Origin of the sequence: Burkholderia sp. COPS (genome assembly GCF_019425585.1) — a bacterium.
Classification (GTDB): Bacteria; Pseudomonadota; Gammaproteobacteria; order Burkholderiales; family Burkholderiaceae; genus Burkholderia; species Burkholderia cepacia.
Map to the genome: position 1 here is coordinate 1 of NZ_WIXR01000039.1, position 23,606 is coordinate 23,606.

The following is a 23,606-nucleotide window of genomic DNA, read 5'->3' on the forward strand; positions in this document are numbered from 1 at the left end:
CGCGATCGCGTCGTTCACCTGTTGCTCGCAGAACTTCGCGGCCGCTTCGTCGATCACCGTGCCCATGTCCACCGACGGATCGGCCGGATTGCCATACGACCACGCGCGCGTTTTTTCGACGACCAGCCCGGTGAAGCGATCGGCCACCGACTCGTGCACGAGCATCCGCTTGATCGCGGTGCAGCGCTGCCCCGAGTTCCTGTACGAACCCGACACCGCGAGCGTGCTCGCTTCATCGAGATCGGCGTCTTCCATCACGATGATCGGATCGTTGCCGCCGAGTTCGAGCACCGCGCGCCGGTAGCCCATCCGCGCCGCGATCGACTTGCCGATCGATACGCCGCCCGTGAACGTGATGAGGTCGATCGCCGGGTTCGTGATCAGCTCGTCGGCGATCTCCTTCGGGTCGCCGGTGAGCACCTGCAGCATCTGCGGCGGCAGGCCCGCTTCGTACAGGATGTCCGCGAACAGGTAGCACGACAGCGGCACCTTCTCGGACGGCTTCACGACGATCCGGTTGTTGGTCGCGATCGACGGCACGATCTTGTGCGCGACCTGGTTCATCGGGTGGTTGAACGGCGTGATCGCCGAAATCACGCCGAGCAGCGGATCGCGCTGCGTGTACACGCGGCGCTTCTTGCCGTGCGGGGTCAGGTCGCACGAGAAGATCTGCCCGTCGTCCTTCAGCACTTCACCGGCGCCGAACGTCAGCACGTCGGCCACGCGGCCCGCCTCGTATGTCGAATCCTTGATGCACAGCCCGGCCTCGGCGGTGATCAGCACCGCGATCTCCGCCGTGCGCGCACGCACGATGTCGGCCGCGCGGCGCAGGATCGCCGCGCGATCGTGGCGCGTGAGCGCCGGCCGGTAGGCACGCGCGGCCGCGAACGCGCGCCGCACGTCGTCGAGTGTCGCCTTCGGCACCGTGCCGACCAGCGCGCCGTCGTACGGGTTGCGCACTTCGATCACCGCGTCGCGCCACACGCGCTGCCCGTCGATGCGCAACGCTTCGTGCCGCACGTCGGATGCGGGAATCGGCTTCAGAACCGTGCTCATGTCGTCTCCGTTGTAGTGATGCGTGATCGTGGCCACGCCTGCGGGTGCCCGGCGCGCACTAGCGCACCACGACCAGCCCTTCGTATTCGAGGCAGCGGCACAACGTCGCCCATGCCGGCGAGTCGGGCCACTCACGCGCGCCGGTATCGATGCGGATCGGCCGTCCGAATTCGCGCGATGCACACGCCAGCAGCGTGTGCGCGATGCCGCTGCGTCGATAGGCGGGTTCCACGTACAGACGCGCAAGCGATGGCGATCGCGCGGCACCGCCGCCGTCGTCGTCGATGCCGAGCTCGCCGATCGCCTCGTCGTCGCGATACGCGACCGCCGTCGCGCGCGTGTCGTCGAACACGATGCGGATCACGCGCTCGCAGCGATCCCTGAACACGACGACGTGCATGGCCTCCTCCCTTCGCATCACGATGCGGGCGAACGCGATGCGCGCACGCCCTCCCGCGCCCGCGTACCGGGGAGTTATCCGGATCGTCCAGGGGCGACGAGTTGAGTATCGTCTTGCCACGTCGGCCCGCAGTAGTGCCAGACGGCACCTTTCATTGAGTCCACATCCGCGGCGCGACGCGCGTATTCTCGCGAAACCGCGCCTCTCGCGGGCCGCGCGCACCCCAACGCGCACCGCCTCGCGTTTCCCGTACCGATCACAGGAGGAAGCATGCCGAGTCGTACCCCGACCGCCCTATGGGCCCAGCAGTTCCGGCGGTCGTCGGCGTCGAGCCTGCAGGACCAGATCCGGCGGATGCTCGTGGCCGCGATCCTCGACGGCCAGCTCGCCCCCGATGCCGCGCTGCCGTCGAGCCGCGAGCTCGCCGACCAGCTCGGCGTCGCGCGCAACACCGTCGTGCTCGCGTACCAGATGCTCGTCGAGGAGGGCTACCTGATCTCGCGCGAACGCAGCGGGCACTTCGTGAACCCGAAGATGCTCGAGGGCGTGCCCGGCTTCGCGGCGGCCAAAACCGGCGAGAAACCGGACGGCAACGACGACACGCCGGGCCGCCCCGCATGGGAAAAGCGCATCGCGCATCCGCCGTCGAGGCAGCGCAACATCGTGAAACCCGCGAACTGGCAGCACTACGAATTCCCGTTCATCTACGGACAATTCGACCGGTCGCTGTTTCCGACCAACGACTGGCGCGAATGCTGCCTGAAGGCGCTGTCGGTGATGGAGATCCGCAACTGGGCACCCGACCTGATCGAGCGCGACGACGAATCGCTGATCCAGCAGATCCGCACGCGCGTGCTGCCGCGGCGCGGCGTGTTCGCGATGCCCGACGAGATCGTCGTCACGAACGGCTGCCAGCAGGCGCTGTACCTGATCGCGGACCTGCTGTGCGGCAAGCACACGACGGTCGGCTTCGAGAATCCCGGTTATCCCGACGCGCGCAACATCTTCGAGAACCGCAACGCGCGGCTGCTGCCGCTGCCCGTCGACGGCCACGGGATCGCGCCCGATGCGCTCGCCGATACGCTGGCGCGCTGCGACTACGTATACGTGACGCCGAGCCACCAGTGCCCGACCACCGCGACGATGCCGGTCGAACGCCGCCGCGCGCTGCTCGATTGCGCGCGGCAGCACGATTTCGTGATCATCGAGGACGACTACGAGAGCGAGAACACGTTCTCCGGCACGCCGCATCCGGCATTGAAGAGCCTCGACACGGCCGACCGCGTGATCTACGTCGGCAGCCTGTCGAAGACGTTCGCGCCGGGGCTGCGGCTCGGCTACGTGGTCGGGCCGCGCGAGCTGATCCGCGAGTTGCGCGCGCTGCGGCGGCTGATGGTGCGCCATCCGGTCGCGTATATCCAGCGTGCGTTCGCAACCTTTCTCGCGCTCGGTCATCACGACGCGCTGCTGCGCCGGCTCGCGCATGCGTACAGCGAGCGCTCGCAGGCGCTGATGGCCGCGCTCGACGCGCATCTGCCGGAAGCGCGTCACGTGCGCGTGACGGGCGGTGCGTCGTGCTGGGTCGAGGGGCCGCCGTGGCTCGATGCCACGCGCCTCGCGACCGACGCGCAGGCGGCCGGCATCCTCATCGAGCCGGGGAACGTGTTCTTCATGGACGATACGGGCGACGCGCGACGCTGCTTCCGGATGGGGTTCTCCGCGATTCCGCTCGAACGGATCGAGCCGGGCGTGCGGGCGCTGGCGCAGTGCGTGCGGGCGCAGAAGCCGGGCGCCTGACCGGATGCGGAGAGGCGTCGTGCCACCGATGCATGACCGCCCTCGCTCCTCGTGCACAATCACGCATCCGGAAACGATCGCGACTTTCGTTGCGCGGCAAGCATGTCGCCGGTGTCGCGCGTGTCGCTCCCGTGCGACGCGCGCAGGTACCGATCGTAACGATCGATCGGGTTGCTCTTCCGGGCAGCGAGCTGCCTTTCGGGTAGAGGTCGCGTTCACGTGCGAACGCAACGTGCGCCGCCCCCGATCGGCACGTTGTTTCTCGCCTTGCCGTAGAACCCTGCATTCGCCACGCGCTCGCTGCATCCGCTGCACCTTCCGATACCGCGCCACCGCCTGCGCATCGTTTCTACTCGTTTAGTAAATCTAATAAAAACATTACAAATCCGTTATTCGGATTGACAGCGAATTCATGCGAATCCTAGTGTTACGACGCAACACGACAGCAACAACCCACAGCGATCCCGGGATTCGATCGTCGGGATCGTCAAGGCAAAAAGGCATCTCCGACTGGAGGGGACGATCATGAGTCGATTCACGACGCTCGCGGCGTTGCTGGCCGCGGCGTGCGCATTGAGCGGGTGCGGAGGCGGTGACGGCAGCGACGGAACGGCGGCGTCGATACTGGCCGCCCATCCGGCGGATTCGTCGGCCGGTGCGGCCGACACGACCAACCTCGACGACAACCGCAGCCTGTCGTTGACGCAGTATGTCGACCCGCTGATCGGCACGCTCGCGAGCAATTCGCCGAACCCGGTGCCGGCGGGACAGGCCGGCAGCGTCGTGCCGGCCGCCGGGCTGCCGTCGGGCATGGTGCAATGGGCGCCCGACACCAACACCACGCCGGCGCCGAACGACAGCAAGGAACCGAACTCGCCGGCCGGTTATTACTACGACCTCCATTCGATCCAGGGTTTCAGCGTCACGCACATGCCGGGTGCCGGCTGCAGCGGCAACAACGGCGAATTCCCGGTCATGCCGACCACCGACGCAACGCAGCTCGTTCCGACCTTCAGTCATGCGAATGAAACGGCCCGGCCCGGCTACTACTCGGTCGTGCTCGATTCGCAGATCAAGGTGGAACTGACCGCCACCCTGCGCACCGGCTTCGGCAGGTTCACCTACCCGGCCGGCAAACCCGCGCTGCTGGTACTCGACGCGACACGCACCAATACGAAGACCTCGACCAACGGCGCGATTACGCAAGTTTCCGGCAGCGCCCTCTCGGGCAGCACGATCGGCGGCGGCTTCTGCGGCAACTCGGTGCCGGTGCCCGTCTACTTCTATGCCGCGTTCGACCAGGCGTTCACGTCGGCGTCGATCTCGCACGGCGTGGCGCAGCTCGGCTTCCGTCCCGGCCAGGCGGTCCGGATGAAGATCGGCATTTCGTACGTCAGCGCCGCCAATGCAAAGGCCAACCTCGACGCGGAAAATCGCGGCTGGGATTTCGAGGGCGTGCGCACGCAGGCGGACCGAACCTGGAACGACCGCCTCAACGCGATCCGCGTGGCGGGCGGGACGCTCGACGCGAAGAAGAAGTTCTACACGGCGCTCTATCACGCGCTGTGGGCGCCCAGCATCTTCAGCGACGCGAACGGCCAGTACATCGGCTTCGACAATACCGTGCACCAGCTCGCCAAAGGCCAGAACGCGCAGTATTCGTCGTTCTCGGGCTGGGACATCTACCGTTCGCTGATCCAGCTCAAGTCGATCCTCAACCCGTCCGAGACCAGCGACATGATCCAGTCGCTGGTCAACGACGCCGATCAGTGCGGCGCGATTCCGCACTGGGTCAACGACAACGTCGAGGACGGCGTGATGCCGGGCGATGCCGGTTCGCTGATCGTGTCGAGCGCCTACGCATTCGGCGCGCGGCGCTTCGATACGCGCGCCGCGCTGCAGCACATGGTGAAGATGGCGAACATCCCCGGCACCGCCTGCAACAACGTGACCACCAACGGCGGCCGCGCGAGCTACCTGCAGGGCGGCTACATCACCGGCGGCGAGTGGGGGCAGGCTTCGTCGACGCTCGAATACACGAGCAGCGACTTCGCGATCTCGCGCTTCGCCGGCGCACTCGGCGATACCGCCACGCAGCGCATGCTGCTGAGCCGCTCGGCCTACTGGCAGAACCTGCTCAACACCGCGCTGACGCCGCCGCTGATCGCGGCGCGGCAATCGAACGGCGCGTGGATACCCGAAACGCCGGGCAGCGGCGACAACTACGTGGAGGGCAATGCCGAACAGTACACGTGGATGGTGCCGTACAACGCGGCGGGCCTGTTCGCGCAGCTCGGCGGCAATACGGCCGTGACGTCGCGGCTCGACCAGTTCTTCACGGTGCTCAATGCCGGCCTGAGCCTGCCGAATTTCTACATGGGCAACGAGCCGACCTTCGAGGTGCCGTGGCTTTACAACTGGGCCGCGCAACCGTCGGGCACGCAGCGCGTGGTGCAGCAGATCATGGCCAGCGCGTTCGGCACCGGCCCCGACGGCCTGCCGGGCAACGACGACCTCGGCGCCGTGTCGGGCTGGTACGTGTGGGGCGCGCTGGGCCTGTACCCGCAGATCCCCGGCGTCGCGGGCCTGGCGATCGGCAGCCCGCAGTTCCCGCAGATCGACGTGCGGCTCGGCAACGGCCGCACCTGGCGGATCCGTGCCGCAGGCGCGCCGGCGTCGAACTACGTGCAGTCGCTGTCGATCGACGGTCGTGCCCACCCTGCCGCATGGGTCGCCTATGACGACATCGCCAACGGTGCGACGCTGCACTTCGCGATGGGCAGCGCACCGTCTCGATGGGGTGCCCAGGCGCAGCCGCCGTCGTTCGGCGTACCGGTGGCGCTCAACGCGGCCGACAGCTACAACAACCGCGGCTTCAGCATGGACGGTGCGACCAATACCGACGGCCAGGGCGCGGACTTCGACGGCAGCCTGTTCAGCTACTCGGTCAATGCGCTCGGCGCGGCGGGCGTGCAGCCCGGCAAGCCGTTCTCGGTGGCCGGCGCCACCGTGACGGTGGCGGGCGGGCCGCTCTCGCTCGACAACACCGTGACCGTCGGCCAGACCGTGATGCTGCCGCCGGGATCGGCCGGCACCGGCGTCGTGGTGCTCGGTTCGTCCAACAACGGCCCGAGCAGCGGAATCGCGCAACTGAACTTCGCGGACGGGTCGAGCCAGGCCGTCACCTTGGCCTTCGACGACTGGACCCTGAACGGCGGCAGCGCGAGCCCACGCTCGACGGTGGCCGTCACGATGGCCTATCGCAATGCCGGCAACGGCCAGCAGGACAACGTCAAGACCTACATCTTCGCGCAGAAGATTCCGGTGCCGCCCGGCAAGGTGGTGACGAGCATCGTGCTGCCGCGGCAGGTCAGCGCCGGCAAGATGCACGTGTTCGGTATCGGCATGACGGCGTCGTGATGCCTGCATGACCTCGGGGGTACGTCGCACGCAGCGATGTACCCCCGGCTCCTTCTGCCTGCCCGCGACGCGGTTTGAAAACCGCCGGAGCGACGCGGGTCCGGCCCCGATGCCCGTCGAATCCTTCTTCCGTCATTTCCCGGCACGCCCCGTCACCGACCTGATTCGCGACAACGTCATTCGCGCCATGCGACACGGCACGAAACCGGATCAAGCCACACATCCCGCCGGGTCGGACACCCCGTGAACGGGCGAACCTTCCCTGCATCCGCCGCTGGCCCAACCGAATCCCCCGAACTGGCGCTACCGCCAAAAACGAGCGCTCACTAACGTGTCGATACCGCGTGCCGCATGCGCGCCAGCGCCTTGCGCACCGCCCACCATTCGACAGGAGACACGTTATGTCCGATACGCTCACCGCCCCCGCCACGGCCGCCACGCTCGCGGCGTTTTCCGACGCATTCAACCGGCATGACGCGAATGCGCTGATGGGCTTCATGACCGAGGACTGCGTATTCGACGCGGCCGGCGGCCCCGACATCCACGGCACGCGCTTCGTCGGCCGCGATGCCGTGCGCGCCGCGTTCGAAGCCGTGTTCAAGACCTTCCCCGACGCGCACTGGGGCCACGGCCGCCACTACGTGACCGGCGAGCGCGGCGTGTCCGAGTGGGTGTTCACCGGCACGCACGCCGAAGGCTGGCGCATCGAGGCTGAAGGCTGCGACCTGTTCGAATTCCGCGACGGGCTGATCGCCGTCAAGCGTGCGTTCCGCAAGGAACGGCCGAAGCAGCCGGCCTGAGCGCACCACTCCGGGCCACCGTACCCGCGCGCATTTTGAAACGAATCATTTCATTTCATTCCACATTTCCCTGCAGCAGGTGGAATGACTTGACCGGCTTTTCCCGGCAAATAGCATCTGGAACAAGACGTTCCGTTAATTGAACAATCGGAGACAACCCATGAGCGAACAATCCACTTCCCTGCGTGCATCGGCCAGCGGTCCGCAGGACATGACGCCGTCCGAAGCCTTCGTCGAGACCCTCGCGGCCAACGGCGTGACCGACATGTTCGGCATCATGGGCTCCGCGTTCATGGACGCGATGGACATCTTCGCGCCCGCCGGCATCCGCCTGATCCCGGTCGTGCACGAACAGGGCGCGGGCCACATGGCCGACGGTTATGCGCGCGTGTCGGGCCGCCACGGCGTCGTGATCGGCCAGAACGGCCCCGGCATCAGCAATTGCGTGACGGCGATCGCCGCCGCGTACTGGGCACACAGCCCGGTCGTGATCGTCACGCCGGAAGCCGGCACGATGGGCATCGGCCTCGGCGGTTTCCAGGAAGCGAACCAGCTGCCGATGTTCCAGGAATTCACGAAGTACCAGGGCCACGTCACGCACCCGGCGCGGATGGCCGAATTCACCGCGCGCTGCTTCGACCGCGCGCAGGCCGAGATGGGCCCGACGCAACTGAACATCCCGCGCGACTACTTCTACGGCAAGGTCAAGGTCGAGATTCCGCAACCGCGCCGGCTCGATCGCGGCGCCGGCGGCGAACAGAGCCTCGACGATGCGGCCGCGCTGATCGCGCAGGCGAAGTTCCCGGTGATCATCTCGGGCGGCGGCGTCGTGATGGCCGATGCGATCGAGGAATGCAAGGCGCTCGCCGAACGGCTCGGCGCACCGGTCGTCAACAGCTACCTGCACAACGACTCGTTCCCGGCGAACCATCCGCTGTGGTGCGGCCCGCTCGGTTACCAGGGCTCGAAGGCCGCGATGAAACTGCTGTCGCGCGCGGACGTCGTGATCGCGCTGGGCTCGCGCCTCGGGCCGTTCGGCACGCTGCCGCAGCACGGGATGGACTACTGGCCGAAGGACGCGAAGATCATCCAGATCGACGCGGACCACAAGATGCTCGGCCTCGTGAAGAAGATCTCGGTCGGCATCTGCGGCGATGCGAAGGCGGCGGCCATCGCGCTCACGCAACGCCTCGAAGGCCGCACGCTCGCGTGCGACGGCTCGCGCGGCGATCGCGCCGACCAGATCGCGACCGAAAAGGCCGCGTGGGAAAAGGAACTCGACGACTGGACGCACGAGCGCGACGCATACAGCCTCGACATGATCGAGGAGCAGAAGCACGAGAAGCCGTTCAGCGGCGGCCAGTACCTGCATCCGCGCCAGGTGCTGCGCGAGCTCGAGAAGGCGATGCCCGAGGACGTGATGGTGTCGACCGACATCGGCAACATCAACTCGGTCGCGAACAGCTACCTGCGCTTCAACAAGCCGCGCAGCTTCTTCGCGGCGATGAGCTGGGGCAACTGCGGTTATGCGTTCCCGACGATCATCGGCGCGAAGGTGGCCGCACCGCATCGTCCGGCCGTGTCGTATGCGGGCGACGGCGCGTGGGGCATGAGCCTGATGGAAACGATGACCTGCGTGCGCCACAACATCCCGGTCACGGCCGTCGTGTTCCACAACCGCCAGTGGGGCGCGGAGAAGAAGAACCAGGTCGACTTCTACAACCGCCGCTTCGTCGCGGGCGAACTCGACAACCAGAGCTTCGCGGCGATCGCGCGCGCAATGGGCGCCGAAGGGATCACGGTCGACCGCCTCGAGGACGTCGGCCCCGCGCTCAAGCGCGCGATCGACACGCAGATGAACGAAGGCAAGACCACGATCATCGAGATCATGTGCACGCGTGAACTCGGCGATCCGTTCCGCCGCGATGCGCTGTCGAAGCCGGTACGCATGCTCGACAAGTACAAGGACTACGTGTGAGCCCGCGTCGCTGACGCAACCGCTTCAGGCCGCGCGCATCGCCGCGCGGCCTGAACCCGGCCGGACGCCGTGCCCCGTGCGGGCCGCCGCATCCGGCCGTTTTTCCTTCCCGTTTTCCATTCCTCAGCGAGCGAACGATGAAAGCCCTCGACCGCATCCTCGAATCCGCGCGCCGCGCGCCGATGCGCATCGCGCTGTGCGAAGCGGACGATCCGCGCGTGCTGCACGCCGCCGCGCGCGCGACGCGCGACGGCATCGCGCGCATCGTGCTCGTCGGCAACCGTGCGGCCATCCACGCGGCGGCCGCGCGCGACGCGATCGATCTCGACGGCATGACGCTCGTCGATCCGGCCGACGCCCCGCAACGCGACGCGTATGCCGACGCGCTGCATGCGCTGCGCGCCAACAAAGGCATGACCGCCGACGCAGCGCGCGACGCGGTGCGCGATCCGTTGACGTACGCCAACCTGATGGTGCGGCTCGGCGAGGCGGACGGCTCGGTCGCGGGCGCCGTGCATGCGACGGCCGACGTCGTGCGCGCGGCGATCCAGCTGATCGGCGTGGACCCGGCGTTCCGGATCGTGTCGAGCTTCTTCCTGATGATGCTGTGCGAGCCGTTCCACACGATCAAGGGCGGGCTGATCTTCTCCGACTGCGCGCTCGTCGTCGATCCGGATGCCGGCCAGCTCGCCGAAATCGCGATGGCCGCCGCCGACAGCGCACGAGCGCTGCTCGGCGAGGAACCGCGCGTCGCGATGCTGTCGTTCTCGACGAGCGGCAGCGCGCATCACGCGGCCGTCGACAAGGTGACGGCCGCGACCGCGCAGGTGCGCGAACGGCGCCCCACCCTCGCGATCGACGGCGACGTGCAGCTCGACGCCGCGATCGTCGCGGAGATCGCCGAGCGCAAGATCGCGCATTCGCAGGTGGGCGGCCATGCGAACGTGCTCGTGTTCCCGAGCCTCGAGGCCGGCAACATCGGCTACAAGCTCGCCGAGCGGATCGGCCGCGCGAAGGCCGTCGGGCCGCTGCTGCAGGGGCTGCGCCGGCCCGCGAACGACCTGTCGCGCGGCTGCGGCGCCGACGACGTGTATCACGTGATCGCGGCGACCACCGTGCAGGCGCAGGCGGCCGCGCAACGCGCCGCGACCGGCGAGGCCGCGCACGCATGACGGCCGACAAACTGGCGATCCTGATCGCGGTGATCGGCGCCGGCAGTTATTTCCAGACCGTCACCGGCTTCGGGCTCGGGATGATCGTGATGGGCGCGACGAGCGGCTTCGGGCTGGCGCCGCTCGCCACCGTCGCCACGCTGATGAGCGTCGTGTCGCTCGCGAACGGCGCGGCCGCGCTGCCCGGCCGGCTGCATCACATCGACTGGCGCGCGGTCGGCGCGGCGACGCTCGGCATCCTGCCGTCGGTGGTCGCGGGCGTGCTGCTGCTCGAATGCCTGAGCCGCTCGGCGGCCGACCTGCTGCAACTGATCCTCGGCGCGGTCGTGCTGTACGGCGGCCTGAGCGCGGCGCTGCGCCCGACGCCGCTCACGGCGCGCTCGGACAACCGCAGCTTCTTCGTCAGCGGCCTGTTCGGCGGGCTGCTGAGCGGCATGTTCGGCGTGTCGGGGCCGCCGCTGATCTTCCAGTTCTACCGGCAGCCGTTGACGCTCGTGCAGATCCGCTGCGCGCTGATCGTGCTGTTCACGACGACCTCGGCCACGCGTGTGCTGTACAGCGCTTGCGAAGGCCAGATCGATCGCGACATCTGGCTGCTGGCCGCGATCGCGACGCCGGTCGTGATGCTGACGACGGTCGCCGCGCGACACTACCCGCCGCCGATGTCGCCGGTCGCGCTGCGCCGGCTCGCGTTCGGCGTGCTGATGGCGATCGGCATCGGGCTGATCGCGACGTCGCTGCCGCCGCTGCTGCGCGGCGTGTAGCACCGCGCGGCGCATGCCGCATCGAACCCTCCGATGCGCGGCATTCGCGCCGCGATGCGCACGCACAGTGCCCGCTTCACCGCCGCGCGCCGATCCAGCGCGCGATTTCGACGAGCCGCTTCATGTCCGGCGCCGACGCAAGATCGATCGCGAGCCGGTGCCGGTAGTACGGGCCGAGATCGAGCCCGACGCCGAGCCCGAGGACGTCGACGCGGCCGGCCGCCTCCTGGCGCGCGACCACCTGCTTCAGGTGATTGTCGAGGTAGAACGGATCGTTCGCGAGCGCCGTCGCGCCGTCCATCGGGCTGCCATCCGAGATCACGACGAGGATCTTGCGCGCCTCCGGCCGCGCCGCGAGCCGCGCACATGCCCATTCGACCGCTTCGCCGTCGACGCCCTCGCGGAACAGGTCGGCCTTGAACAGCGCGGCGATGCCCGTGCGCGCATGCCGCCAGCGCGTGTCCGCGTCCTTGAACACCAGGTGGCCGGTTTCGTTGAGCCGGCCCGGATGGCGCGGCTTGCCGCGCGCAAGCCACTCCTGCCCCGCGCGGCCGCCGTTCCAGGCGAGCGTCGTGAAGCCCAGCACTTCGGTGGCGAGGCCGGCGGCATCGCTGGCGCGGGCCAGCGTGTCGACCATCAGCGCGACGCCGTCGATCCACGCCTTCATCGATCCCGAGCAGTCGATCAGGAACGCGAGCGCGCAGTCCGCGTGCGGCCGCACGCGTTCGAGTCGGAACAACCGCCGTTCGGCCGGCGAGCTGACGAGCTGCGCGAGCCGGCGGCCGTCGAGGCGGCCGTGCTCTTCGCCGAACGACCAGCCGTCGGCCCGCGGCACGACGAGCGCCGCGCGCAGCACCTTTGCGAGCCGCGTGACGTTGATCCGCTGCGCGGCGACCTGGCCGTCGAGCCGGTCGCGATACTCGCGCAGCAGTGCGGCGCGGATCTGTGCGGCCGGCCGGAGTTCGCGGTCGTAACGCGTCGTGTACGCGCGATAAACCGCATCGCCGCCATGCAGCACGACGCTGTCGCCCGTTTCGACGAGGGCCGGCAGGTCGATGCCCGTATCGTCGAAATCGACCCATAACGAGAAATTCGTCAGCGCATCGTCCTGCTCGCGTGCGTCTTCCGATGCCGTTTCGACGACGGCCGCGCGCGCGTCGCGGATCATCGCCGCAATGCGGCGCGCGAGCGTCAGCGCATGTTCCGCGAATGCGCGCTGATCGTGCCGGCAGCGCTTCAGCCCCGCGAGCGGCACGCCGATTTCCGGCACGATCGCCGCGCGCGACGCTTCGATCAGGTCTTCCGTTTCTTCGAGTACGGGCCAGCCGGTCAGCCGCGACCATGCGATCTGCGCGACCGTATATACGAGGATCCCGACATGCGTATCGGCCTGCCCCGACCGGTGAAACGCGCGCGACCAGGTTTCGAAACGATGGCGCAGGTTCTGCACGACGCCGCGCATCGCGGGTGGCGCGAGCGACTCGCAGCGCAGTTGCTCGAGCATTTCGAACAGCACGCGTTCGACCGGATCGTCACCGGACAACGCGCGATGCAGGCCGGCATCCGAATGCAGGATGCGCAACGCGGCGCCGTCGGCCGCGCCGCGCCACGACGCGAGATCGTCGTCGGCGGCCTGCGCGCGCAGGTGCGGCGCGTGGATCGGCAGCGGCCGCAGGTCGCGGCACACGCGGCCCGCACGGAAATGCAGCGCCGCATCGCGTGTCAGCGCACGCACGGTCGACGCGCCCAGCGCTTCGCGTGCCGACGCGCGGCGCGCGGCGTCGCGATCGGCGCTCACCGCCCTGCTCCCGGCTCGCCACCGCCGCCGGCGCGCGACGCAACCGCCAGTTCCTCGCCGAAACAGCGCTGGTAATACTCGGCAACGACGGGCCGCTCGGCGTCGTCGCATTTGTTCAGGAACGTGAGCCGGAACGCGAGCGCCGGATCGCGGAAAATCTGGCAGTTCTCGGCCCAGTTGATCACCGTGCGCGGCGACATCAGCGTCGACAGATCGCCGGTCGCGAAGCCGTTGCGCGTCAGCTCCGCGAGGCTCACCATCGATTCAAGCAGCAGGCGACCGGCTTCGTCGGCGAGTTCGGGCACGCGCGCACGCACGATGCCGATCTCCTCGTCGCGCGGCAGATAGTCGAGCGTGGCGACCACGTTCCAGCGATCCATCTGCGCATGGTTGAGCATCTGCGTGCCGTGATACAGCCCGTTCAGGTTGCCGAGCCCGACCGTGTTGGCGGTGGCGAACAGCCGGAACGACGGATGCGGATGGATCACGCGGTTCTGGTCGAGCAGCGTGAACTTGCCGTCGCGTTCGAGAATCCGCTGGATCACGAACATCACGTCGGGCCGCCCCGCATCGTATTCGTCGAAGATCAGCGCGACGGGCCGCTGCAGCGCCCACGGCACGATGCCTTCCTGGAACTCGGTCACCTGCACGTCGTCGCGCACGACGATCGCATCCTTGCCGACGAGGTCGAGCCGGCTGATGTGGCCGTCGAGGTTCACGCGCACGCACGGCCAGTTCAGCCGCGCCGCGACCTGTTCGATATGCGTCGACTTGCCGGTGCCGTGCATCCCCTGCACGAGCACGCGGCGGTTGCGCGCGAAGCCGGCGAGGATCGCGAGCGTGACGTCAGGGTTGAAACGGTATGCGTCGTCGATATCGGGCACGTGGTCGTCGCGCGCGCTGAACGCGGGCACCATCAGGTCCGAATCGAACCCGAACCGTTCGCGGACCGACACCATGCAGTCCGGCTTGTTCGTCACCCCTTCCATTGCGTTGCGCTCCTGTCGTTGCCTGTCGTTGTCGGTGTTTGTCGGTGTTGGCGTGTCGTTCCCTGATGCGCGGGCGTCGATCCGTGTTTACGGAACGATTCGTCCCATCGCCGGTTATCCGCGCCGGCTTGCCGCACCCGCCGCCCCGCGCGGCCGGCCTGTCGGGCCGTTCGGTACAATGGCCGCAGTCCAGTTTCCGGAACGCCTGCCATGCTGCCCGCGGATACGCCCACGCTGCGCGCCTTCGCGCTGCTCGAACATCTCGTCCAGGCCGGCGATGCCGTGTCGCTCGCCGATCTCGTGCGCGAGGTCGATATCCCGAAGGCGTCGCTGCACCGGATGCTCGCGTCGCTCGAAGCCGGCGGCCTCGTGATCCGCGAGCCGGGCCGCAAGAACGCGTATGCGATCGGCCCGCGCCTCGCCCGGCTCGGCACCGGCGTGATGCTGCATGCAGGCGCGCGCCGGCTGCGCCATGCGATCCTCGAACGGCTCGTCGCCGATCTCGGCGAAACCTGCAACCTCACCGCGCTGCACGACACGGAAGTCGTCTATCTCGACCGCGTCGAAGCCGACTGGCCGCTGCGGCTCGACCTGAAGCCCGGCTCGCGCGTGCCCGCGCATTGCAGCGCCAGCGGCAAGCTGCTGCTCGCGCTGCTGCCGCGCGACGAGCGCGCCGCACTGGTGCGCGCGCTGGCGCTGCCGCGCTACACGCCGAATACGATCTCCGATCCCGAACTGCTCGAAGCCGAACTCGACCGCACCGCGCACAAGGGCGTCGCGATCGACAACGAGGAATTCGTCGCGGGCATCACGTGTATCGCGGCACCGGTCGTCGGCGACGACGGCGCGTGCATCGCCGCGGTCGCCGTGCATGCACCCGTGTCGCGCGCACCGCTGTCGCGGCTGCTCGACTGCGTGCCGCGCCTGCAGGAAGCGGCCGGCGCGCTCGCGGCGACCTTCTAGCGCCGCGCGGCGGCACGCGCGCAACGTCATGACGCGCGCTGGTAGTAGATGTTCTGCGGATGCCGCGCATCCGCGAAGAAGAACCAGCGTTCCGCGACCAGCCCCGCATACTGGATCACGAACGCCGCGCCGAGCACGACGGCCGCCGCAGCCGAGGTCGGCGCGAGCGCACCCGCGCCGGTCAGCACGAACGGCACCGCGAATGCGCCGATCAGGAAGCCGGCCTTCACCGCACGCAGCGTGCCGTTGCCCTGCCCGTGAAAGAACTCCCGCGTATTGAACGCGCTGGCCGTGAAACCGCGCGACTTCTGTTCGACCTTCTCGTGGCGAATGCCGGTCGCGCTCTGCACTGTCGACTTCGGCCGCAGCCGCGCATTGCGCGCGAGCGACGCGAGCCGTGCGACGCAGCCCGCGAGCGTCAGCACGCACGCGGCCACCGCGAGCCGGCCGACCAGCGCCGGCGCGAGCCACGCGGCGCAAGCCGTCGCCAGCGTGCAGCCCGACGCGCAGCCGAGCAGCACGAAGTTCACGAGCGTCAACGGGCTCGCCCATTCCTGCAGGAAACGCAGGCACGCGTAGATCATCGCGGTACACACGAACAGCGCGACGCTCGCGAGCGCGCCGGCCGCGCCGATCAGCAACGTGCCGGGCCAGCCGAACAGGTGGGCCGCGCCATACGCGAACGCGCACGCGAGAAACACCGGCAGCGCGATGCATTCGCGCGACAGCCACGACGTGCGCCACATCGCGATCGCGCGCCACGCGCGTTCGGGGTGGCCGAGATGGAAGAACGACGCGAACAGGCCGAGCACGCCGAGCGCGACCGACAGCGCGGCGCCCGTCACGTAGAACGCAGCGGCCACGTCGACGCCGGCCAGGCGCGCGAGCGCCTCGACGCTCACGAGCGTCAACAGCAAACCCTGTGCGGCGCCGCACAGCGTGGTGAGGAAAACGACCGAAAAAGCTGGACGCATGGCAACTCCGTCTGGTTCTGGATGAAATGCGCGGGGCTCAGCGCTGCGTCGCGAGCGACACGAGATCGACGTCGCCACGCGCCGCGCGGGCTTCGAACGAATCGCTCTCGTCGCGGCCGGTCGACCCGCTGCCGCATCCGCCGCTGCTGCCGCACGCGCACGACGCTTCGGTCTTCACGCGCGGCAGGTAATGGTTCGACGGCCGCGTGCCCCATTCGGGCATCAACGCATAACCGCCGCGTTCGCGGATCGCGCGCGACACGTCCGACTCCGGATCATGCACGTCGCCGAACAGCCGCGCCGACGTCGGGCACGCGAGCACGCACGCGGGTTTCCGGTCGCGTTCGGGCAATGCGTCGTTGTCGATGCGGTCCGCGCACAGCGTGCACTTCGTCATCTCCTTGCGGCCTTCGTCGAGTTCGCGTGCGCCGTACGGGCATGCCCACGCGCAGTACTTGCAGCCGATGCACTTGTCGTAGTCGACCAGCACGATCCCGTCCGACTTGCGCTTGTAGCTCGCGCCGGTCGGACAGACGGGCACGCACGGCGGATCCTCGCAATGCAGGCACGACTTCGGGAAATGGATCGTGTCGGTCATCGGGAACACGCCCGCTTCGTACGTCTGCACGCGGTTGAAGAACGTGCCGGACGGATCGTCGTCGTACGGGCGCAGATCCGCGAGACTGCCGGCTTCGCCCGACGTGTTCCATTCCTTGCAGCTCGTCACGCAGGCATGGCAGCCGACGCACACGTTCAGGTCGATGACGAGGGCCATCTGGGTCATGGTCGTGCTCCTTCGATCAACGGTCGTCAGGTTTCGGGCCGGCGAAAGCCGCGCGCCGCAGCCGCGCGGCGAATGCGCCGGTGCCCGCGAAATACGCCTGCACGCGCTGCAGCACGCGCGGCGTGCCGGGCAGCGCCGGCATCGGCGCGAACTGCGGCAGCGTGGTCGCGGCATCCGCTTCGGCCGGATAGATCCGCACCTGCACGTCGTACCAGCCGGCCTGCCCGGTGATCGGATCGGAGTTCGACATCCGCGCGCCGCCGCGCGCCGCATCCGGCAGTTCGTCGGTAATCACGTGGTTCAGCAGGAAACCGCGCTGCGACTCCCCCGCCTGCGGCCCGAGGTTCCACGCGCCGGCCGCCTTGCCGATCGCGTTCCACGTCCACACGGTGCCGGGCTCCACGGCCTCGCTGTAGCGTGCGCGGCAACGCACCTTGCCCCACGGCGATTCGACGTAGATCCACGCGCCGTCGTCGATCTGCTGCGCGGCGGCCGTCACGGGGTTCACGAACAGATGGTTCTCGCCGTGGATCTGCCGCAGCCACGCATTCTGCGAATCCCACGAGTGGTACATCGCCATCGGTCGCTGCGTGATCGCCGCGAGCGGATAGCGGCCCGCGTCGGTCAACCCGCTTTCGAGCGACCGGTGCCAGAACGGCAGCGGATCGAAATAACGCGCGATGCGTTCGCGCAGATGGTCGGGCGGCTGGCGGCCCGACGTGCGCCCCTGCGCGGCGAGCCGGAATTTCTGCATCACGTCCGAGTAGAGCTGGATCACGATCGGCACGCCGAACTTGCGCATCCCGTTGTCGACCGCCCACTGCATGTAAGGCCCGTTGCAGTTGCGCATGTACTGCAGCGGCTCCGGCAACCGGTGGTGGTACACGCAGTTGTTCTCCGCGTAACGCTTCCACTGGTCGGGGTTCGGCTCGCCGACGACGGCCTTGTCGCCGTCCTTGCCGCGCCAGCCGATCAGGAAGCCGGTGCCCGAATCCGGCGCGGTCTGGAAGTTGATGACGAAATCCGGATAGTCGCGGTACTTGCGCTGCCCGTCCGCCGTCGTGAAGGCCGGAAACTTCAGCCGGCTCGCGAGCTCGATCAGCACTTCCTGGAACGGCTTGCATTCGCCGGTCGGCGGCACGACGGGCACACGCACCGAGTCGACCGGGCCGTCGAATTCGGAGATCGGGCGGTCGAGCACCGACATCACGTCATGCCGTTCGAGGTAAGTCGTGTCGGGCAGGATCAGGTCGGCGAACGCCGTCATCTCCGACGCGAACGCATCGCACACGACGAGGAACGGGATCCGGTATTCGCCGTCGTCGCGCTTGTCGACCAGCATCTTGCGCACTTCCGTCGTGTTCATCGACGAATTCCACGCCATGTTGGCCATGAAGATCAGCAGCGTATCGATCGGATAGGGATCGCCGCGCCACGCGTTGGTGATCACCGAATGCATGAGCCCGTGCACCGCGAGCGGGTATTCCCACGAGAACGCCTTGTCCAGCCGCGCGGGCGTGCCGTCCGGATGCACGAACAGGTCCTCGGGGCCGGCCGGCCAGCCGAGCGGGCCGGTCGCAAGCGGCGTGTTCGGCCTGATCTGCGCCGGGTCGTTCGGCGGTTTCGCCGACGGCGGCACCGCGCGCGGATACGGCGCCTTGTGCCGGAAGCCGCCCGGCCGGTCGATCGTGCCGAGCAGCGACATCAGCACCGCGAGCGCGCGGATCGTCTGGAAGCCGTTCGAATGGGCGGCGAGCCCGCGCATCGCATGGAACGCGATCGGCACGCCCTTCACCGTCGCGTGTTCCTTGCCCCACGAGTCGGTCCAGCGCACCGGCAGCTCGATCGCGTGCTCGCGCGCGACCGTCTCCATCTCGCGGGAGAGGCGGCGGATCGTGTCGGCCGCGATGCCGGTGATGTCGGCCGCCCACTCGGGCGTGCAGCCGGCCACCTGCTCGCGCAGCAGCGTGAACGACGGCGCGACGGGCGTGCCGTCGTCGAGCGTGTAGCGGCCGTCGAGCGCCGGTTCGGCGCCTTCCGTGTGATGCAGCACCGCGCGGTTCGTCTTCGTGTCCCACCACATCCGGTTCTGCGGATACAGCGCGTTGACTTCCGGCGCACCGGCGTCACGCACGAACAGGCCGAACGTGTCTGCGCCGTCGCGCTGGTCGACCAGCTCGGCCGCATTCGTGAAGCGCGACACGAATTCGAGGTCGAACGCGTCACGCGCGATCAGCTCGTGCATCAGCGCCATGAACAGCGCGCCGTCGGTGCCGGGGCGGATCGGAATCCATTCGTCGGCGATCGCCGCGTAGCCGGTGCGCACCGGATTGATCGCGATGAAGCGGCCGCCCGCGCGCTTGAACTTGCCGAGCGCGATCTTCAGCGGATTCGAATGGTGGTCTTCCGCGGTGCCGATCATGAAGAACAGCTTCGCGTGGTCGAGATCGGGCCCGCCGAATTCCCAGAACGAGCCGCCGATCGTGTAGATCATCCCGGCCGCCATGTTCGCCGAACAGAAGCCGCCATGCGCTGCATAGTTCGGCGTACCGAACTGTTTCGCGAACAGGCCGGTCAGCGCCTGCATCTGGTCGCGACCGGTGAACAGCGCGAACCGCTTCGGGTCGGTCGCGCGCAGGTGCGCGAGGCGCTTTTCGAGCACGTCGAACGCGACGTCCCACGACACCGGCTCGAACTGCGCGTCGCCGCGCTCGGCGCCCGGCTTGCGCATCAGCGGCTGCGTGAGCCGCGCGGGCGAATACTGCTTCATGATCCCCGACGAACCTTTCGCGCAGATGACGCCCTGGTTCAGCGGATGCTCCGGATTGCCGTCGATGTAACGCACCTCGCCGTCGCGCAGGTGCACGCGGATGCCGCAGCGGCACGCGCACATGTAGCACGTCGTCGTCTTGATATCGGCCTGTTCGTCGCGCTCGCGTGCCCGATGTTCCATCGTCTGTCCTCGTTCGCGGATGAGGGCGCCCCCCGCAGGGCACGCCCGTGAATCGATTCGTCCATGCTAGTCGCGCCGGCCGCCGACATAAAGTCGCATCCGCCGATCGGTTCTATCGCGTGGCCCGATAGTTGGCCGCAAGAGCCATCGGGCCGCCGCCGGCGCCGCATGCGCAAAGACCCGGCTTGCGTGCCGGGCCTTCAGCGTCATGCGTTACCGGGCATTAGCGCGGCGGATACGCGACCAGTTCGCTGTCGTCGAGATGCTCGCGGCGGCTGCGGCGCGTGAGCCCGTAAGCGACAACCAGCACGGCGAGGCTTGCGACGCCGAGCCACAGCGGCTTGCGCTGGTCCGGGATGAACGCCATCGCGACGAGGATGCCGACCATGCCGACGATCGCGACCCACGTGAGGTACGGATACGCCCACATCTTGACGCGCAGCTTGCTCGCGGCCACCGGGTCGAGACGCTTGCGCAGGCGCAGTTGCGAGAACGCGATCAGCACGTACACGAACAGCGCGACGGTGCCGTACGAGTTGACGAGGAACGCGAACACGGTATCGGGCGACACGTACGACATCACGACCGACACGTAGCCGAACACCGTGCCGAGCAGGATCGCGCGCACCGGCACGCCGCGCTTGTTGACCTTCGCGAGTGCGGCCGGCGCGTCGCCGTGGCGGGTCAGTGCAAACAGCATCCGCGACGCCGCATAGAGGCCCGAGTTGAGCGCGGACAGCACGGCCGTCAGCACGATCGCGTTCATCACGTTGGCGGCGGCCGGCAGGCCCATCACTTCGAGCGCGCTGACGTACGGCGTGGCCATCTGATGCGAATTCCACGGCACCAGCGCGACGACGAGCGCGACCGAGCCGACATAGAACACCAGCACGCGGGTGATCACCGAATTGGTGGCCTTCGCAACCGCCTTGGCCGGCTCCTTCGCTTCGGCCGCCGCGATCGTGACGATCTCGGCGCCGAAGTAGAAGCCGGTGGCCGCGACCGCCCCGCTCATCACCGGCCCGATGCCGAGCGGCATGAAGCCGCCGTGGCCGAGCAGCGTCGGCAGCACGGAAGTCGTGTGCATCGACGCGGGCCACAGGCCGAGCACGTAGAGGCCGCCGAGGAACAGGAACACGATGATCGCGCCGACCTTGATCGACGAGAACCAGAATTCGAACTCGCCGTAGCTGCCGACCGAGATCAGGTTCGTGAGCGTCAGCACGACCAGCAGCGCGAGGCTGATGATCCACGCCGGTGTGTCGGGCAGCCAGAACTGGATCAGCTTGGCGCCGGCGACCGCTTCGAGCGCGACGACGATCACCCAGAAATACCAGTACATCCAGCCGGTGAGGAAACCCGCCATCTTGCCGGGCCCGCGCCAGTTGCCGAACGCGAGGCGCGCGTATTCGTAGAACGATCCGACGGCCGGCATCGCGCAGGCCATCTCGCCGAGCATCCGCATCACGAGCACGACCAGCCCGCCCGTGATCAGGAACGACAGGATCGCCGCCGGCCCGGTCTGCTGAATCACCACGCCGCTGCCGACGAACAGCCCGGCACCGATCACGCCGCCAAGCGCGATCATCGTCATGTGGCGCTGCTTGAGCCCACACTTCAGGTCACTCTGGTTCATCGAGGGTTGCATGTCTTCTCCATATCCAGTTGTCCGGACGCCGCCCGCGCCACCGCCGGGTGAACACGGGCGCCGCCGGCGACGGCGCGTGCAAGGGCGCCTGCAGCCCCGGCCGCACGGATTTCCGTTGCTTTTCTTGTGTTGGACGGCCCGGCGCGCGTTGCGTCACACCGGGCGATGCGCACTGCATTCAGAGCTTTTTCAGGGCTTTTCGTCGTTCCTGAAGTACGACAGGTAGAGCATCCGCTGCCCGATGCGCCGGAACGGCGCGAACGGGTGGCCGGGCAGCGGCGACGTGAAGATCGGCAGCGTCTGGCGTGCGCCCTTCCCCGCGATCTGCTCGGCGAGCCGGCGGCCGGCCTGCTGCGAATACGACACGCCGTTGCCGCCGTAGCCGAGCGCGTAGTACACCGACTGGCGCGGATCGGGCTGGCACACGCGCGGCATCATGTCGTGGCTCACGTCGACCCAGCCCCACCACGAATAATCGATCTGCACGCCGCGCAGCGCGGGAAACTTGCGCGCCATCCCTTCCTTCAGCAATTCGACATGGCGCGGGTTCGGTGCATCGTCGCCGGTGATCGCGCTGCGGCTGCCGATCTGCAGTCGGCGATCGGGCAGGAAGCGGTAGTAGAAGCGTAGCGTACGCGTATCGGTCAGCACCTGCGTCGTGCGGAAATTGCACGCGTCGATTTCCGCGTCGGTGAGCGGGCGCGTGACCATCGAATTCGACAGGATCGGCATCACCTTGCTGCGCAGCGACGGATGCAGCGTCTGCGCCGTGTACGCGCCGGTCGCGATGCCGACCGCGCGGGCCCGCACGACGCCGCCGGGCGTGCGCAGGTGGTGCACGCCGTCGATCGTCTCGAAGCCGAGCACCGGGCTGCTCGTATGCACCTTCGCGCCGGCTGCGCGCGCGAGGCGCAGGTAGCCGAACGCGAGCTTCAGCGCATGGATGCCGATTCCTTCCGGCTCGTGCAGCGCGCCGGCCGCCTCGTGGTCGTTGATGAATTCACGGCGGAAGGTTTCCGCGCTCAGCAGTTCGGACGGGTAGCCGAACACGTCCTTCCACACCTTCGCCTCGGCCGCGAGCTTCGCCATGATGCGCGGACGGTGCGCGATCAGGAAATGGCCGCCCGGCTGCGGATCGCAGTCGATTTCCGACACGAGCGACTTGAAGTGTTCGAAGCCTTCGAGGATCTCGTCGTGCATCTTCAGCGCGACGTCCTTGCCCCAGCGCTCGATCCACTGCGAGCGCGACAGCCGGCCCGACGCGTTCTGCCCCTGCCCGCCGTTGCGGCTGCTGCAGCCCCAGCTGGTGCGGTTGGCTTCGAGCACGACGGCCTTGATGCCATGGTCCCGCGCGAGGCACAGCGCGGTCGCGAGGCCCGTGTAGCCGGCGCCGATGATCGCGACGTCGACGTCGAGGTCGCGCGTGACGGGGCCGTCGTCGGGCGGCGGGTTGCCGGCCGTCGCGACCCAGTAGGTCGGCGCGTACTGCTTGCCGCAACCTGGCCCCGGCGACACGAGCGGATCGTAGGTCGGGTCGTAACGCGTATCGTTCGACCGGCCGCCGGCGAAGCCGCTCGCGGTGCGTTCGATGGAAGGGGTCGACATGGTCAGACCTCCGATGCGGGCTTGCCTGCCGCGCCGCAACGGGCGCGCGAGGCGATTCGACTGACTGATGCGGGGCGTACGCTCGCCGGGCGGGCGAATGCTGCCGACTGCCTGTTGGTCATGCCTGTCTCCTGATCGTTCTCTTCGGGTCGATCGTGTGCAGATGCTTCAATGCGGCGATCTGTCGAGGAAAGTGTAGGCAGGCCGTTTTTTGGCAGGTAGGGCCAGTGGGCCGGATTCGCTTGGACCAGCGTGTGAGGGTGTCGAACGGCGGGGAATGGCGAGGAATGGCGGCGATCGCCGGCGGGCGGCGGCAGTCGCGGCGCGGGCTCTCTCCAGGACAATCTGGAGCCCGAACGGCACGCAGCATCGGACGAGCGGCTGGCGGCAACGACATGCGGCGCGGGTACGGGCGCGGACACCGGCGCGCGCACGACGCCGACCGATGATCGACGACCGACGACCGCCCCGTCGAAACGGCCCCGCGCCCAGCCCGCGCCACCTG

16 protein-coding genes are annotated in these 23,606 nt (G+C 68.3%); 7 read left to right on the top strand and 9 right to left on the bottom strand.

Features of this window, described 5'->3' with window-relative positions; translation table 11 throughout:
* Together FOZ70_RS28470 and FOZ70_RS28475 are read right to left on the bottom strand one after the other, a co-directional pair.
* Positions 1 to 1,056, bottom strand: a 1,056-nt coding sequence (locus FOZ70_RS28470; protein WP_219707326.1) for an aldehyde dehydrogenase family protein, incomplete at its 3' end; no start/stop codon positions are given.
* A gap of 58 nt (positions 1,057 to 1,114) precedes the next feature.
* A complete protein-coding gene (locus FOZ70_RS28475) occupies positions 1,115 to 1,456 on the bottom strand; it encodes a GNAT family N-acetyltransferase (protein WP_021157646.1) in 342 nt (113 codons plus the stop codon).
* Positions 1,457 to 1,726: 270 nt separating this feature from the next.
* Here FOZ70_RS28475 and FOZ70_RS28480 point away from each other — a divergent pair, with 270 nt between their 5' ends.
* The 6 genes from FOZ70_RS28480 to FOZ70_RS28505 all read left to right on the top strand — a co-directional run bounded on the left by FOZ70_RS28480 (position 1,727) and on the right by FOZ70_RS28505 (position 11,387).
* Positions 1,727 to 3,253 carry a PLP-dependent aminotransferase family protein gene (locus tag FOZ70_RS28480; protein ID WP_219707327.1) on the top strand — a complete coding sequence of 509 codons (1,527 nt, stop codon included), beginning with the start codon at positions 1,727 to 1,729 and terminating at the stop codon, positions 3,251 to 3,253.
* Positions 3,254 to 3,778: 525 nt separating this feature from the next.
* The gene (locus FOZ70_RS28485; protein ID WP_258025754.1) at positions 3,779 to 6,673 is read left to right on the top strand and encodes a GH92 family glycosyl hydrolase; all 2,895 of its coding nucleotides are present in this window, start codon (positions 3,779 to 3,781) and stop codon (positions 6,671 to 6,673) included.
* Between the two features lie 401 nt (positions 6,674 to 7,074).
* On the top strand, positions 7,075 to 7,473 hold the full coding sequence (locus tag FOZ70_RS28490) for a nuclear transport factor 2 family protein (protein ID WP_021157640.1): 399 nt from the start codon (positions 7,075 to 7,077) through the stop codon (positions 7,471 to 7,473).
* A gap of 160 nt (positions 7,474 to 7,633) precedes the next feature.
* Positions 7,634 to 9,451 carry a sulfoacetaldehyde acetyltransferase gene (gene xsc, locus FOZ70_RS28495; RefSeq protein WP_219707328.1) on the top strand — a complete coding sequence of 606 codons (1,818 nt, stop codon included), beginning with the start codon at positions 7,634 to 7,636 and terminating at the stop codon, positions 9,449 to 9,451.
* Between the two features lie 137 nt (positions 9,452 to 9,588).
* On the top strand, positions 9,589 to 10,623 hold the full coding sequence (gene pta / locus FOZ70_RS28500; protein ID WP_060072292.1) for a phosphate acetyltransferase: 1,035 nt from the start codon (positions 9,589 to 9,591) through the stop codon (positions 10,621 to 10,623).
* The gene (locus FOZ70_RS28505; RefSeq protein WP_219707329.1) at positions 10,620 to 11,387 is read left to right on the top strand and encodes a sulfite exporter TauE/SafE family protein; all 768 of its coding nucleotides are present in this window, start codon (positions 10,620 to 10,622) and stop codon (positions 11,385 to 11,387) included. The genes pta and FOZ70_RS28505 overlap by 4 nt, the downstream gene beginning before the upstream one ends.
* Before the next feature lie 76 nt (positions 11,388 to 11,463).
* On the opposite strand, the gene FOZ70_RS28510 is transcribed toward FOZ70_RS28505, so the two are convergent.
* Positions 11,464 to 13,185: a cobalt chelatase gene (locus tag FOZ70_RS28510; RefSeq protein ID WP_219707330.1), complete on the bottom strand. Its 1,722-nt coding sequence runs from the start codon at positions 13,183 to 13,185 to the stop codon at positions 11,464 to 11,466.
* Entirely contained in the window at positions 13,182 to 14,174 is a 993-nt protein-coding gene (locus FOZ70_RS28515) for an AAA family ATPase (protein WP_059591875.1), read from the bottom strand. The genes FOZ70_RS28510 and FOZ70_RS28515 overlap by 4 nt, the downstream gene beginning before the upstream one ends.
* 210 nt (positions 14,175 to 14,384) lie before the next feature.
* Here FOZ70_RS28515 and FOZ70_RS28520 point away from each other — a divergent pair, with 210 nt between their 5' ends.
* The gene (locus tag FOZ70_RS28520; protein ID WP_219707331.1) at positions 14,385 to 15,137 is read left to right on the top strand and encodes an IclR family transcriptional regulator; all 753 of its coding nucleotides are present in this window, start codon (positions 14,385 to 14,387) and stop codon (positions 15,135 to 15,137) included.
* 26 nt (positions 15,138 to 15,163) lie between these two features.
* On the opposite strand, the gene FOZ70_RS28525 is transcribed toward FOZ70_RS28520, so the two are convergent.
* From FOZ70_RS28525 to FOZ70_RS28545, 5 genes are all read right to left on the bottom strand, one after another.
* Complete coding sequence (locus FOZ70_RS28525) at positions 15,164 to 16,111, bottom strand: DmsC/YnfH family molybdoenzyme membrane anchor subunit (protein WP_219707332.1); 948 nt, start codon at positions 16,109 to 16,111, stop codon at positions 15,164 to 15,166.
* Positions 16,112 to 16,148: 37 nt separating this feature from the next.
* A complete protein-coding gene (locus FOZ70_RS28530) occupies positions 16,149 to 16,895 on the bottom strand; it encodes a 4Fe-4S dicluster domain-containing protein (protein WP_059591871.1) in 747 nt (248 codons plus the stop codon).
* Positions 16,896 to 16,911: 16 nt separating this feature from the next.
* Positions 16,912 to 19,848 carry a molybdopterin oxidoreductase family protein gene (locus tag FOZ70_RS28535; RefSeq protein ID WP_219707333.1) on the bottom strand — a complete coding sequence of 979 codons (2,937 nt, stop codon included), beginning with the start codon at positions 19,846 to 19,848 and terminating at the stop codon, positions 16,912 to 16,914.
* A gap of 223 nt (positions 19,849 to 20,071) precedes the next feature.
* The gene (locus tag FOZ70_RS28540; protein WP_059674882.1) at positions 20,072 to 21,496 is read right to left on the bottom strand and encodes an amino acid permease; all 1,425 of its coding nucleotides are present in this window, start codon (positions 21,494 to 21,496) and stop codon (positions 20,072 to 20,074) included.
* A 189-nt stretch (positions 21,497 to 21,685) separates the two neighbouring features.
* Positions 21,686 to 23,101, bottom strand: coding sequence for an FAD-binding oxidoreductase (locus FOZ70_RS28545; protein ID WP_021157628.1), 1,416 nt, complete (start codon positions 23,099 to 23,101; stop codon positions 21,686 to 21,688).
* Positions 23,102 to 23,606 lie beyond the last annotated feature (505 nt).